This window comes from Fontivita pretiosa, assembly GCF_050410795.1.
In the GTDB taxonomy this organism is placed as follows: domain Bacteria; phylum Planctomycetota; class Phycisphaerae; order Tepidisphaerales; family Tepidisphaeraceae; genus Fontivita; species Fontivita pretiosa.
Genome location: NZ_CP191258.1, coordinates 1,725,287 through 1,739,352, shown reverse-complemented (window position 1 = coordinate 1,739,352; position 14,066 = coordinate 1,725,287). Strand labels below are relative to the sequence as shown.

Genomic DNA, 14,066 nt, shown 5'->3' with positions numbered 1-14,066 from the left:
GGCAGAGACTAGCGACCGGCGCGTGCCGACATCGACACGCTCTTCGTGTGGATGACAAATTGACGCACACGCCATGCGACAGAGTGACGCGATTGTCGCGGTTTTGGCCGCTTTCTGTCGCGGCGCGCACGATCCACACACCGGTCGTCCTGAGGCAATGCAATCACCGGACCAAACCGGCTGCTGCACTGGCTCCGCGTGCTGGATCAAAGGCGATGGATGCGTCAATCTCCCGACGCCACGGTCGGTTGGGTGGCTGGTGCCAGCAGCCGCGCCGCAAGTTGCGCCTGTCGCGAATAGTCGATCGACTCGCCCAGAATCCGGGCCGCTTCCTGATCGGCGTGGAAGCCCATGGAGTTCTCGGCGGCGACGAAGTCCAGCCGCCACTGCGCCTTTCGCTGCAGGCTGTAGATCGGCTGAAGCTGCTGGTCGGTTGCGCCGGCGGCTTTGGCGGCCTTGATCGCCTCGATCATGTCCACCAGCGCCGTTCCGGCGCGCTGCATGAGGTCGTGCGTGCGGTTCTGAATGGCTTCGGCCCGGGCCAGCAACTCGGTTTCGCTGACGCGGTGGCAGGTCTGGCAGGCGCGGTTGATGTTGTCGGGCAGCAGGGGGCTGCGGACCCAGTGGTCGGAGATCTTCATCGCGCCGACGCGAACATACGGCATGTGGCAGTCCGCGCACGCCACGCCAGCGCGGGCATGGATCCCCTGGCTCCACAGCTCAAACTCCGGATGCTGGGCCTTGAGCACCTCGGCCCCGGTGATCGCGTGCTTCCAGTCGAAAAACCGCGTTCCATCGGGGAACTTGTGCTGGTCGTAGGTCTTTTCGATGTGCTCGACCTTCAGCCCATTGTCCCAGGGGAAGAACAGAGTCTCCTTTGGGCCGCAATAGTACTCGACGTGACACTGTCCGCAGACGAAGGAACGCATCTCCTGGCGGGTCGCGTCCACATTCGGATCGTACGGTTGCGCCCGCTTGCCCTGTCGCCAGCGCTCGATGCTGGCCAAATGAGGCACAGGCGCATCGCTGCGAGCCAGCGCCTGGATGCCCAGGACGAATCCGGGTCGGGTGACGCGCAGCTCCATGGTCTGGGGGTTATGGCAATCGACGCAGCTTACGGGGTGGGCCTCGCCGACATGCCGGGCCAGCGCCTCGGCGGTGGTGGGGGCGGTGGCGGTCTGGAGGTTGGCCGCCGTAGTGGTGGCCAGGCTCGAGCCGCCCGGCAGCGGGCTGATCTCATGGGGCGTTCCATCGGGCGTTTTGAGCAGCTCGGCGTGCGCCTGCTCATAGGTCATGGCGCTGAGCAGCTCGAAACCCTTCATCACGCTGGGCCAGTCGAAGTCGTAGGTCTTTTCCGAAAACGGCCTGCCCAGCGCCGCGGCGCCGATTCGCCGCCAGGTCGGAACCACCGACGCATGGCAGTGCAGACACGCGCCCGGCTGCGGCTTTTCGGTGACGCGGCGGGTCATCTCCTGGTCGGCCAGCATGTACGCATGCCCGCGGCGCTCGCGGTAGTCGATCGCGAACGCATATCCCTGGAACATCGGCGTGAGCCAGGGAAACTCCTCGGCCTTCTGTCGGGGGAATGCTTCGGACCCGCCAAATCTCGTTCGCGTGGTGTCAACCGTGCGCTTGTAGGCGTCGAACTCGCGCGCCCAGTTCTTGCCCCACTGGGCCGGATCGGACGTGTTCTCATCGACTTCCACGAGTCTGACCCATGGATTCTTCGCCTCGTACTTGCGCTGAAAGATCGACATCAGCAGTCCGACAAGCGCAAAGACAATCGCCGCGCACACCACCACAATGATCGCGAAACCCAACAACGATTTGGCGCGATGCGAATCACGCGGCTGCTGTGGCTGGCCCGAACCACCGGCACAAGAGTCTTTCTCGCTCATCGCTGATCTCCTGATCTTCCCATCACCTCATCACACGACTGCTTACCTCCAGGCCCCATGCCCGACGGCGCGATGACACTGAATGCAGTTGACCGCATCCTTGGCCGTTGTGCTGCCGGCGACGATGTTGTGCACGAAGTCCTCGTGGCAACGCATGCAGTTGTCGTGCAGGATCTTCGCGTTGCGGGGCCTGATCATGATCGGCTCGTGAAAGTCCTGGAAGGTGAATCCCTTGGAGTGCCAGAAGCCGTTGTCGGCCTTGGCGATGTACTTGGGCAGCAGCTCATGGGGCAGATGACAATCGACGCAGGTGGCAAAGCCGTGGTGCGAGGCCTTGGTCCAGGAGTTGAACTGGTCGTTCATGATGTGACAGTTGGTGCAGGCGCGGGGATCGGTGGAGAAATAGCTCAAGCCTTCCCCGTAGTCGAAGGTGAACGCGCCCAGGCCGGTGATGGCGCCCAGGAGGATGGCGATCACGAGCGATGGTTTGCTGAGCCTGAACACCTGTGCACCACCAGGGCTAATGGTTCGGTTCAGAACACTGCATCAAGCGGCCGAGCACGCGTACTTATAAGTGGATATGTTTATCCTGTAAAGGCGCCATTTTGCGGCGGGCGTTTTACAACGCCGCCCGCCTCCTGTGCCAGTCCGTCGCCTGCTCATACATGTGCGCGATCCGCAGCAGTCGCTGTTCACTGAACGCCGGGCCGATCAACTGCATCCCGATCGGCAGGGGTTTCTGGTCGGAAGTGAACCCGCAGGGCAGGCTGATGGCCGGCAGGGCGGCAATGTTCGCGGTCACCGTGAACACGTCCACCAGATACATCTGAAGCGGATCCCCGGTCTTCTCGCCGATCCTGAACGCGGGCGTGGGCGAGGTGGGACACAGAATCACATCGCATCGCGCAAACGCCGCGTCAAAGTCCCTGCGGATCAGAGTCCGTACCTTCAAGGCACGATTGTAGTACGCATCATAGTACCCGGCCGACAAAGCATACGTGCCGATCATGATCCGCCGCTGAACCTCCTCGCCGAAACCTTCCGAACGCGTCTTGCTGAACAATTCGACGATGTCGCTGACCGGCTCCCGGGTGCGATGCCCGAAGTGAACCCCGTCATACCTGGCCAGATTGCTCGAAGCTTCGCACGGCGCGATGATGTAGTACGCGGCGATGGCGTATTCGGTGTGGGGCAGGCTCACCTGCACGATCTGCGCACCAAGCGACTGATAGAGCTGGATCGCTTTCTCGATGGCGCTGTTCACCTGCGGGTCGATGCCGCTGCTCAGGTCATATTCCTTCACGATCCCGATTCGCAGCGGGCGAACAGGCTCTTGCAGATCGGCCAGGTAATCAGGCACAGGCTCTGGCGCGCTGGTGGAGTCTTTGGGATCATGCCCGGCGATGACCTTCATCAGCAGAGCCGCGTCGGCGACGGTGCGCCCGAACGGCCCGATCTGATCCAGCGAGGAGGCAAACGCGACCAGTCCGTAGCGGCTGACCCGGCCATAGGTGGGCTTGACTCCGACCAGCCCACACAACGCCGCGGGTTGGCGGATCGAGCCGCCGGTGTCCGAGCCGATCGACCCGCAGCACATGCCCGCCGCCAGTGCTGCCGCCGATCCACCCGAGCTTCCGCCCGGCACGCGGTCGGTATCCCAGGGATTGCGCGTGATCTTCGTGGCGCTGTTCTCCGTCGAGCTGCCCATCGCAAACTCATCCAGATTCGTCTTGCCCACGATTACCGCGCCGGCCTGCTCCAGCTTGCGGATCACCGTCGCATCATAGGGCGAGCGGAAGCTGGCCAGCATCCTCGACGAGCAGGTCGTCAGCCCGTAGCTGGTGCACAGGTTGTCCTTGATCGCGATGGGCAGGCCCGATAACTCGCCGCCCGCCAGGTGGCTGTCCTGATCGATCTGTCGCGCCCGCTCCAGCGCGCGATCGGCCCAGACGCTGTTGTACGCTCCGATCGTCGGCTCAAGCCGTTGGATTCGCTCCAGCACCTGACGGGTCAGCTCCTGCGACGAGATCTTGCGACTTCGCATCGCGTCACGCGCGGCCAGAAGGGTATCGAAAGCCAGCATGGGCGACGATGTTAAAGCGAATCGAGAAAACGGGAAATGCCCTGCGATGTCGCGGCGTCGTTAAGGCGGCGGATGGGTGGATTCCGGGCAGACAGCCGAGCAAAAGCTTGTCCGCGGTAAAGTCACCCGGCGCTGTCCTCCTCCCCGCCAATGACCTTGGGAACCTTGAAAAACGGTCCGTCGGTCTCCGGAGCGTTCTGGAGCACTTTTTCGATCGGCAGGGCCGGTTGTGGCTGGTCGTCGCGGAAGACGTTCACCAGCCGCACCGCATGGGCCATCGGCTCGATCCCGCTGACGTCCACCTGCCCGATCTTGGCCACGTATTCCAGGATCGCCTCGATCTGCTCGGTGAAGCGGTGAAGCTGCTGGTCAGACAATTCGAGCCTGGCAAGCCGGGCGACGTGGCGAAGCTCGTCAAGGGTGATCTTGCGATCGCTGCTGGGGACATTGTCCGACATCGCCTGGGTTGTACCCCAGGCCAGCCGCACTCGGCAAGCCCCCGAACATATGCTCGCCGGGCTGGCGGCATGCGGTTTTCCAAGGCAAAAGCGGGCTGCGGCGGTGCTGTCGCGCCGTTTGTAAGTCGTTGACACTGTTAAACCGTACTGCTAGAACGCAGGGGCGTGTGGACCCCATAGTGACACCGAAGAATCGACACCGAAAGACGTAGGGGCGATCGTCGTGAGCTTGGCCTGGTGAGCTTGTCGCCGACCTGACAGTGCCTGCATGCCCGTCCAGGCAAAGCAGGCACGCGAGCCCGCCTGATCGACCTACCGCCTTTACCGAGTTTTCAGTCGTCGCGCCGCGCTGCGCGGGGCATCGCTCACAGCCAGCATCTTCATCGGGCGCGTCGCCGACGACTGTGGAGGACTACGCATGGCGTTTCGTCCGTTCCGTCGTCGCCTCAGCAAACCACGCTCGTGCCGCACCGGCAACACCCTGGCGCGCGTCGCCCGCGCGACGCTTGAACCGCTGGAAAAGCGGCAACTGCTCACCGCCCTGGTCAATGGAACCTTCCAGGGCACCGGCACCATCTACGATGGGCAGTCGTTCTTCGAGTACCGACAGCCCAACGGCGACGCGGTCATCCGCATCTCGGTCACGGGCAACATCACGGCCGAGTTCATCGGCGGACGCGTCAGCGGCAGCGGCTTTGCCCTGGACGTCACACCCGCCGACCTGGTCCCCGCCAGCGCCGAAACCAGCGATGTGTTCCTCTTTTCCATCTACGTGCTGCGATCCGACATCAACTCGGCGATCTCGATCGCGCAGATGACCGAGGGGAACAACGCGCACATGGATCCGCAGACCGGAACCATGACGCTCCGCTACGCCAACGCGATCAATTTCTCCACCGAAGAAACGCTGGAACTGACCGGCGGGGCGTTCATCGGGGCGCTGACTTCCGACCAACTGGACGAGCCTTTCGACAGCATCCCCGTGATCCAGTCCAGCGAACGCCGCTTCGGCATGCGCCCTGCCAGCGCAGGACCGCTGTACGCCGGATTACAGGTCGCCGCCGGGCAGGACCTGGGCAAGTTTTTCCTCGGCGGGACGATCACCGGGCGGGTGAACCTTGGCGGGAGCATGGAGACGTTCTACGCCAACAACATCCTCACCGGCGACGCCGCGGGCATCCCTCAGAACAGCACCAGCTCCAACAGCCGCAACTTCTACGTCGCCCGCGACCTGCGAAATCTGCTGACGCTCAACTCCTTCGGCACGCTGAGTCTGACCGGCGAAGGCGTGCTCAACGATCGCATCGAAGACTTCGTTTATAAGACCGGTTTTGATCTGGAAGTCGGCGGCAAGATCGGGCAGATCAAAGCCATCGATTCGTTCCTCGGGCAGGTCACGGTCATCAACAGCCCCGCTCGCCGTGGGCCGGGAATCAATCAGAAAGAAATCGAGCGCAAATTGCCCGGACTCCAGGGCGCACTGAGCTACTTCGATCCTTCGTTTTTTGGCTACGACATCGTGATCGGCGGCCAGACGCCGCTGGCGGCGTTCTACAACGATACCTTCGATACCGCCCAATACCTGGGCAGCACCTGGAACAGCAGCCTCCGCAGCGATCAGGTCATCGAGCTGGATGGCGTGCTCGACGGCGGCGGAACCCTCGGGCCGGCTGTGGATTACTACGCCTTTTCCTTGCTGGCCGGACAGACCGTCGAAGTGCGCGTGCTGGACACTCCCGCAGGTGTGGGCATCTACGATCCGGATGGTCGGTTGATTATGACCGACTACTCCAACATCAAGGCCGACAGCTACTGGAACCAGCCGATGCGGTTCACCGCCGATCGGCCCGGCGCCTACCGCGTCGCCATCGCCCTGCGCGGAGACATCAACTTCAACGGCATACTGGATGGCGGCGAATCGCAGGTGGCGGTGCCGCCCAACTATCGGCTGCGAATCCTCAATGTCGGCGATTTGGCACTGGGCGGGTTGATCGCCGAAAACCACATCGCCACCACCGACTTCGACAACAGCGTGAGCGTGTTGCGTGGCGATCTGGGCGCGGTGCGGGCCGGAACGCTGGGCGCCGGAACGATCTTCTCTCTCTTCGGCGCGCCGTGGGTGGTCCGACAGGGAAACCTCCGCTCCATGGAGGCCCTGTCCATCGGCATCATTCGCCAGGGCGACCCCAACCTGCGCGACTTTGTGGGTGAGTCCGGACCCGACCTGCTGGTACCGCGGGGCAGCATCGGCCTGATCCGCACCACCGGCTTGGACGAGCAAGACTCGGTCCTGACCATCAATGACGACAGGGCTCTGTTCCCCACGCCTTTCAGCAACGTCGATGCTGTCAGCCCGTCGATCGCGGTCGGGCGAAACATCCAGCTTGTCGAATCCGGCACGAGCCTGAGCGGAAACCTGCTGGCCAACGGCGCCATCGGCATGATTCGCGCTGCCCGCGTGGTGCCGCAGGATCCGATTGTCTCCCGCAACTTTGACGCGCCGGTTTGGCTGGTGAACGTGGACAAGCGCGGCAGCGACGGCATCATCGACCTGATCGACATCACGGGCGATTTCGGCACGCTTCGCGAAGGTGGACCTTCCATCGCCACCGGACCCAACGGCAACGTCCGCTACATCCGCGTGGGTGGACAGATCTTCAACGACCGCTTCTTCGGTGCCGGGCAACCGGCGCCGCATCAGTACGACCCGGGTGAAATCGCCCACATCACCGACGACTCCGGCACCGAGATCACGCTCATCCCCGCCCAGCAGGTCGGCAACCCGGACGTGGTCGGCGGCATCGGCGTCTTCGGCGGATCCCTGACCGTGCAGACCTACCCGATCCGCGGCAAGGCCGGCGTGGTCATCACCGACGTGCTGGTCACACCGGGCATCGCCGTCGGCCAGGGACAGGTCCCCCCGCCGGAAACCCTGGTCGTCCGAACCGGCGCCCGCGGACGCATCGGCAGCGCCGAGATCGGTCAGATCACCGTCGCCGCCGTCGGAACTCCCTACACTTTCAATCCGGCGCAGCGGACCTTTACTCAGCCGCTGACCGGCGTGATCCCCATCGGCGTGTTCTTCCGTGGACGTTCCCCGATCGATGTCTGGAGCATCAACTCGCCAACCACCAACTTCACCAACATCGTCAATGACACAACTGGCGAGATCGTGAACGTGCTGGCGGCGGACATCAACCTGCTGGAGGCCGAGACCATTGGCCTGGCCCGAAGCACCACGGGCGCCGCGGTCAACGGCGCAACCATCCTTACCACGCTCTATCCGTTCAATCAGCAGCGGAATCTGGTGCAGGCGATTGGTCCGACCGGGCCGCTGGAGACCGGCACTGGCGGAGACATCATCACCGTGCGTGCCCGCCGCGGACTGGGCAATATCGCCGCCAACGGAACCATCGGCACGGTCGAAGCCAATTCCGACCGCAAGAACGTTGCAGGAGTGCTGGAAGGCATCAACGGCCCCATTTTTGCCCTGCACACGCCCGGATCGCCCAACCCGGCGCTGGGCAACATCCTGACGGTCAATGTTGGCGAAGGCCTGCCGCCCAGCGGCAGCGGCGACGTCGGCTTCAGCGGCATCTTCGCCGAAAACCAGATCGACGCGGTCGTCGCCCGAGGCATGGGGCACGACATTCGAGGCGACATCGTCGCCGCCACCTACGGCGGCTTTGCCATCGCGACCGATCCGACCACCGGCGCCATCATCACCGGTCCGACCGCGGGCATCGGGCAGATCAGCCTCAAGGGCGGCGCGTCCATCATCGACGCCGACCTCATGATCGTCACCACGATGGACCAGAGCCGCGAGACGATTAACGCGACCGTCATCCCCGAACTGATCGCCGACAACTACACCACGCCCTTGTTCGACATCGGCGGCATCCGCATCGATGGCCCGGGCGGGATCATCGGCACCTACGTCGCCGCCGCCGACCAGGGCCCGATCACAATCACTGGCGGGTTCGGAGTCATCAACAGCTTCTTCAACAGCCTCGGCAGCAACGTGGCGGCAGGCATCGTCACGGACGGATACGGGATTCGCGACACCACGCTCGAGGCCGGCGGAGACCTGCGGCGCATCGTCGCCCGCGGCGACGGGCGGCTGCTCAGCACGCTGGCCTGGACCGATTCGGTCCGCCAGAGCGAAAGCGCCTACATCGACAAGTGGTCCGGACGCGCGCTGACGGGGTTGAACGACCTGCATCGCTACCTGGGGACGACCAAACGCCGGCCACGCATCGGCGGGCTGAGCGCATCCGGCGTCATCGAAGACAGCACCTTCGTCGGGGCGCTGAATCTGGGAACGGTGCAGGCGTATCGCATCGTCGCCCGCGATACCACCTTCACCGATCCGCTTACCGGGCAGCCGTTCAGTTTCCAGCCCGGCTCGCCAGATTATCCCATGCGGATCAATTTCCCCAACCACGCCGGCTCGATCGTCATCTCCGACCAGATCAACGGACTGTCGTTCGCCAGCGGCGGGCTGGATCGGCTCAGCGTTCGCGGAGACGTGACGGCGGCGTATTTCGACGTGGCCGGGCGGATCAAGCTCGTCTCCGCCGGTACGCTGCGGGGCAACAGCTACATCAACGCCAACGGGCCTGAGGGACAGATCGACGCGATCAGCACCCGCGGCAGCCTCTTTGCCATAGTCATCGCTTCACAGGACATCCACTGGATCACCATCGGACGCGACTTCGGATCGCCGCTGCTGACCTCCAGGCGGAATGTGCGGCTGCTGAGCATCGGCGGATCGATGCTTACCGGCTCGCAGATTGATGTGCGGAACACGATCTTCGAGCTGCACATCGGACGCGACATCCGCCGCGGCGCCCGACTCAAGGCCGGCGCGATCGTCACCCAGGACATTGGCGGGCAGGTCATCGGCGACCTGGTGATCAGCTAGCAGGGTTCCGGATGGCCCGGGCGATCGCGGCAGCAACCCAGCGCAGCTCGGCGCTGTCGCGGCCGGGCAGAATGTGAATCCGCGTCCCCTCGCCAAGCAGAATCTCCAGGCAATCCACCGGGCGATCACCGCCGCATCGCCCCAGCCGCAGCGCACGCACCGCCTGCTGGCCCTCTTGATTACGCAGGTCATAACCGGCCGAGCCGAACGGGCCGCTGGTTTCGATCAACAGCCGGCCCGCTGATGCCGCCAGCACGGTGTTCTGCCGCAGGGCGCGGGCGGCGGCGTCGAGTCGGCTCAGGTATTGCAATCTCCAGATCAACGCGAACAGCGCCACGCAGAAGACCAACGCCGCCACGCCCAGCGTCAGCATCGTCGTCTGCGACATGAGCCGGCGATGTGCCTGGAAGACCGCGCCGAATACCAGCAGGCCCACCAGCAACGTGATCAGGAACAGGATCGCCGCAAAGACCGCCGAGCGATGCAGCGCCGTGCGGCGAACCAGCGGTCCGGGTTCTTCGGCGGCGGCGATGATCGTGAGCACGCCATCGGAGAACTCCCGCCGCAACCGGCTGTGCGGCGGCAGCGTGTCGTAATCCAGCGCGTGCGGCATCCCGGCAATGATAGGTTCAGTCCCCATCAGTCCAATTCGCGCCGCACGTGCGGGGTGAGTCGATCGGTGCGCCTGCGCGCGGATCGACTGGGGCGACGGATCAAACGAGCGGGCCGCGGCCCTGGGATGCGCCGCGGCCCGGTTGATCTGTGTGGCTGTGGCTCAGCCGCCAACCTTGGTCGTCAGCAGCGGGAACTGTTCCTGTTCCTTCTCACGCTGAATGATGATCGTCGGCTTGACCAGGATCAGCAGGATCTGCTCGTCCTTGGCCATGGACTGGTTGGTGAACAGCCGTTTGAGGAACGGGATTTTGGACAGCACGGGCACGCCCGCCTCGCGTTCCACCTCGCCGGCCAGCGTCTGTCCGCCCAGCAGCAGCGTGCCGCCATCCGGCACCGAGACAGTGGTGCGGACCACGGTGCTCTGGATGATGGGCTGCTGGAGGAAGGCGGTCTGGGTGATGGGCGGGCTGCCTTCGGTGCCCGCCGTCAGCGCCGTGACCGGGAAGTTGACCAGATCCAGCAGGCGAGTGAGCGTGGGTCGCAGCGTCAGGGTCACGTACTTACGGTCGGAGGAGACGGTGGCCTGCACGTCCAGGATCACGCCCGCCGGTTGCACGGCCGGCTGCGGGTCGAACGCCACCGCCTGCGTCCCGACAATGGGAGTCAGGTCACTGACGTAGGCTGTGTCGGTGGAGACGGCCATGTAGGCGCGTTGTCCGTTGAACAGCGTCAGCCGCGGCGCCGTGAGGGCGGTGGCGTTCTGCGTGGCCTGCGTGGCGCGAAGCAGCACACTGACCTGGAAGTCATCCAGGAACGTCACGCCGCCGCCGGCGCCGTTGCCGATCGCGAACGTCGCCGGGATCGTGCCCTCCGTCACCGCCGACGACAGCTCGGTGGCGATGTTGCCCGGCACGCCAGTCGTGAGGTTGGGCAGGGAAGTGTAGGTGTGGTGGTCCTGAGAGACCGAGATCGTTCCAACCTGGCTCCAGAGCTGGCCGGCCGGAATCAGCATGTCAACATCGACCCCGATGTCCTCCAGGAAGTTGCGCTGGACACTGAGGAAGCGGGTTTCGACGGTGATCTGGATGGCTCGGGTCTCCCGAAGCTGTTCAAGCAGGCGCACAAGCTGTCGCTGGTTTTCGGGGGTCTGGGTGACGATGAGCTGCCCGCCAAGCTCACGCATCGAGCCGATGGTTCCACCGTTGTCTCGCCAGGTGTCGGAGGCGACAGTGTCGCGAATCAGGGAGGTGATCGCGTCCACCAGATCGGCGCGTGTGCCGGCCTCGGTCTCCTGGGCGGTGGTGCCGGTGAAAAGCTGCTGTCCGCCGCCCCCGCCGCCGACCTGCGCGCCCTGAAGCTTGAAATCGGGCGGCTGATCGAAGTCGGTGACGTTGATGATCAGGTCGCGGATGTCGTACACGCGGGTGACGACGTTGCTGGACAGATCCTCCTCGGTGGAGATCGTGATCACGCCCTCGTCGATGGTGTATCCCAGCCGCACCAGCCCGCCGCCCACGTCGCTGAGAATCGTCGATAGCGCCTTGGAGAACTTGACATCGCGGAGCCGCGCCGTGACCGGCGCATTGCGGTCGATCCCGGCTGCTTCCAGCGCTCGCCAGTTCACGAAAATGTTCGCGGTGCTCACGTCGCGCAGGAACTCAATGACATCGGCGAACGCGACATTATCGAATCGCACCTCCGGCAGCTTGCGCTCGAGCTGGGCCATGACCACCGCGTCTTCGGCCCGCTCGCCGCGCTCCTGCGCCACTGTGCGGTCGCGCGTCGCCGAAAGATCCGGCCAGTTCTCCGGGTATTTCAGGATGTCGCTGTAGGGGATTTTCTGTTCTTCGGCGGCGTTGTACTGGCGGACCACGTTGCGGTCATATCGCTCACGGTAGATGCGCTGCTCCTGAATGATCGCACGATCCTCAACCAGAGGTCGGGCGCCTTGCGCGTAGTCATTCTGCGGATCCAGCGTCAGAATCTGGTCGATCACCCCCAGCGCCTGTTGATACTTGCCTTCCTGCGTGAGCGTGCGCGCCTGGCGGATCAGGTCGCGGATGGTGCGCTGCTTCTGTCTCTCGGCGGTCTCCTGCTGCTCCCGCAACATCTGTTGGGCAGTGCGACGGGCCGCCTCCTCCTGCGCCAGCCGGTCGGCTTCGATCGCCCGATCGTACGCCAGTTGCGTCTCGGCAATCGTGGTGTCGAACTGGCGAATCTGTTCCGGCGTGAAGATGCCGGGGTTGGAGTTGCGCGCGACGCGGGCGCGCTCGATGGCGGCGCGGGCGTCGGCGAAGTTCTTGGCCTCGATCGCCCGCCGGGCATCGGAAATCGCCGTGTTGAAGCTGTAGGTAATGTACTGCTGCTGTTGGCGGATCTGTGCTTCGCGCTGGGTGAGCAGATCGGGCTGCCCGGTGGTGATGTTCAACAGCGCCGCGACCTCATCGCGGCCACGGATGGCGGCGGTGTTGTTCGGGTCCAGTTCGGCGGCGCGAGTATAGAGCGCGCGGGCCTCGTCCAGCCGATTGGCCGCCCGCGCCGCTTCCGCCTGCTCCACCAGCGCCTGCGCCTCGGCACGGCGCTTCTCGGCCTCGTCGGCCGCCGGGGCCGTTGTGGCGGCGCCCTCCTGGGCGCTGGCTACTGCCGTTGCCTCACGCTCGCGACGCTCCCGGGCGTCTATCCTCGCCAAGTAGCGTGCCGGCGAATCCTCAAACAGGCCGGGCTTGTACCCAAGATCTCGCGCCAGCTCGAAATTCTTCCTGGCATTGACCAGGTCGCCGCGGCGGTACTGCTCTCGGGCCAGTCGGTACGCGGACTTGGCATCCATGGGTCGGGCTTCGGCGGCTTCCGGCGCCGCCTCGGGGGCTGGTGGCTGCACCACCACGACCTGCGGTACGCCCGGCTGCGTCGTCGCCGCTTCGCTCGTCACCGCAGGCGGCGCGGCCGCCGGCGTAAAGCCGGGTTGCGGCTCGGCGGGTTGCGCCGGAGGCGCCACGGCCACCTGCGGCTGCGGCGGGGGCGGCGCCGCGGGCGGCTGCTGGGCGGCCGGAGTCTCGGCTACCCGCGGCACCGGAGTCACCGGCTGGGCCGTCTGCTCAGCCGTCGGCGCGGCCGGTGGCGGCGGCGCCGCAGGTGCCGGCATCCGCTTGTCGATCTCCTTCAGGTAATCCGACGGACTCTTCTGGAACAGTCCGGCCCGATAGTTGGCCGCCACCAACTGCTGGAACTTGCTGCGCGCCTCCGCCAGGTTCCCGGCCTTGTAGTCCGCCACGGCATCGGCGTACAGGTCCTTCAGGGACTGCCCGGCCTGCTTCATTGCCGCCTCGGCCACCGCGATCTGCTCGCGGGCCTTGGCGCGGGTCCCTTCGTCCACGAAGCGGTTGTTCATCGCCGCCCGGTAATGCACCAGTGCCTGCGCCGGGTTGTTCGCCGCCAACGCCTGCTCCCCAAGCTCGAACTGGGCACGAGCCGCCTTTCGCTGGGCGGCGGCGCTCTCGGCACGCGCCAGGTAATCCTTCAGATCCTGCTGATCCTTCGGACCCAGCGCGTTGGGATCGACCTGCTGGAGGTTGGCCAACGCCTCTTCATACTGGTGCTTGTTGTACTGTTCGATGCCCTTGGCCAGCCGCTCGCGGTTGCCCATGGGCTGAGCGGCGGATTCGAAGGCGAACAGCGGCGGGCGATTGTCGGTGGTCTGAAGCTGCGTGGGGGTCTGGGGCTGATCGGCAACCTGGAGCAGCGGGGCGGCGGATTGTGCCCAGAGATCTGAGACACGCATGATCGCCATCGGCGTCGTGGCCGCCGCCACCGCGCCCAGCACCAGCAACCGCCTGCGGAGCCGGGCGCGACCGACACGCTTCTGAGCCGTCGCTGAAGTTGCCGGGGATGTAGAAACAGAGCACGACGGGAACGACGAGCGGGCATCATGCGTGAGGAACACGACAATCCTCCTGGCGATGTCTAATCCTTGGTGCACTACCTTCGGGCGCAACTCACGCCGGGATCGCTACCCGAACACCACGTCTGCCTCAAGGCGTTTGGTCCAGGCACTGCTGCGCGTCCCTGCGGTCTGCTGCGACGGCGAGATC

The 14,066-nt window shown here is 64.9% G+C and carries 7 protein-coding genes; 1 reads left to right on the top strand and 6 read right to left on the bottom strand.

Features of this window, described 5'->3' with window-relative positions; all coding sequences use genetic code 11:
- Nucleotides 1–224 precede the first annotated feature (224 nt).
- The 4 genes from ACQS5P_RS07100 to gatC form a co-directional block, all read right to left on the bottom strand.
- Nucleotides 225–1,898 (bottom strand): ammonia-forming cytochrome c nitrite reductase subunit c552, encoded by a 1,674-nt coding sequence (locus ACQS5P_RS07100; protein ID WP_428940198.1) that lies wholly within the window; start codon nucleotides 1,896–1,898, stop codon nucleotides 225–227.
- A 42-nt stretch (nucleotides 1,899–1,940) separates the two neighbouring features.
- Nucleotides 1,941–2,375 (bottom strand): cytochrome c nitrite reductase small subunit, encoded by a 435-nt coding sequence (gene nrfH / locus ACQS5P_RS07095; protein WP_428940197.1) that lies wholly within the window; start codon nucleotides 2,373–2,375, stop codon nucleotides 1,941–1,943.
- Between the two features lie 142 nt (nucleotides 2,376–2,517).
- The gene (gatA, locus tag ACQS5P_RS07090; protein ID WP_428940196.1) at nucleotides 2,518–3,942 is read right to left on the bottom strand and encodes an Asp-tRNA(Asn)/Glu-tRNA(Gln) amidotransferase subunit GatA; all 1,425 of its coding nucleotides are present in this window, start codon (nucleotides 3,940–3,942) and stop codon (nucleotides 2,518–2,520) included.
- Nucleotides 3,943–4,103: 161 nt separating this feature from the next.
- Nucleotides 4,104–4,439: an Asp-tRNA(Asn)/Glu-tRNA(Gln) amidotransferase subunit GatC gene (gatC, locus tag ACQS5P_RS07085; RefSeq protein WP_428940195.1), complete on the bottom strand. Its 336-nt coding sequence runs from the start codon at nucleotides 4,437–4,439 to the stop codon at nucleotides 4,104–4,106.
- 418 nt (nucleotides 4,440–4,857) lie between these two features.
- On the opposite strand from gatC, the gene ACQS5P_RS07080 reads away from it, so the two are divergent.
- The gene (locus ACQS5P_RS07080) at nucleotides 4,858–9,363 is read left to right on the top strand and encodes a hypothetical protein (RefSeq protein ID WP_428940194.1); all 4,506 of its coding nucleotides are present in this window, start codon (nucleotides 4,858–4,860) and stop codon (nucleotides 9,361–9,363) included.
- On the opposite strand, the gene ACQS5P_RS07075 is transcribed toward ACQS5P_RS07080, so the two are convergent.
- Together ACQS5P_RS07075 and ACQS5P_RS07070 are read right to left on the bottom strand one after the other, a co-directional pair.
- Complete coding sequence (locus ACQS5P_RS07075; protein WP_428940193.1) at nucleotides 9,356–10,003, bottom strand: hypothetical protein; 648 nt, start codon at nucleotides 10,001–10,003, stop codon at nucleotides 9,356–9,358. The two genes, ACQS5P_RS07080 and ACQS5P_RS07075, sit on opposite strands and share 8 nt — an antisense overlap.
- A gap of 135 nt (nucleotides 10,004–10,138) precedes the next feature.
- Nucleotides 10,139–13,756, bottom strand: coding sequence for a hypothetical protein (locus ACQS5P_RS07070; RefSeq protein ID WP_428940192.1), 3,618 nt, complete (start codon nucleotides 13,754–13,756; stop codon nucleotides 10,139–10,141).
- Nucleotides 13,757–14,066 lie beyond the last annotated feature (310 nt).

What these genes read in the sequence shown, in the direction of transcription:
- gatA (WP_428940196.1), bottom strand. Translation starts at nt 3,942, where the DNA reads ATGCGAAGTCGCAAGATCTCGTCGCAGGAGCTGACCCGTCAGGTGCTG.
- gatC (WP_428940195.1), bottom strand. Translation starts at nt 4,439, where the DNA reads ATGTCGGACAATGTCCCCAGCAGCGATCGCAAGATCACCCTTGACGAG.
- ACQS5P_RS07070 (WP_428940192.1), bottom strand. Translation starts at nt 13,756, where the DNA reads ATGCGTGTCTCAGATCTCTGGGCACAATCCGCCGCCCCGCTGCTCCAG.
- ACQS5P_RS07100 (WP_428940198.1), bottom strand. Translation starts at nt 1,898, where the DNA reads ATGAGCGAGAAAGACTCTTGTGCCGGTGGTTCGGGCCAGCCACAGCAG.
- ACQS5P_RS07080 (WP_428940194.1), top strand. Translation starts at nt 4,858, where the DNA reads ATGGCGTTTCGTCCGTTCCGTCGTCGCCTCAGCAAACCACGCTCGTGC.
- ACQS5P_RS07075 (WP_428940193.1), bottom strand. Translation starts at nt 10,003, where the DNA reads ATGGGGACTGAACCTATCATTGCCGGGATGCCGCACGCGCTGGATTAC.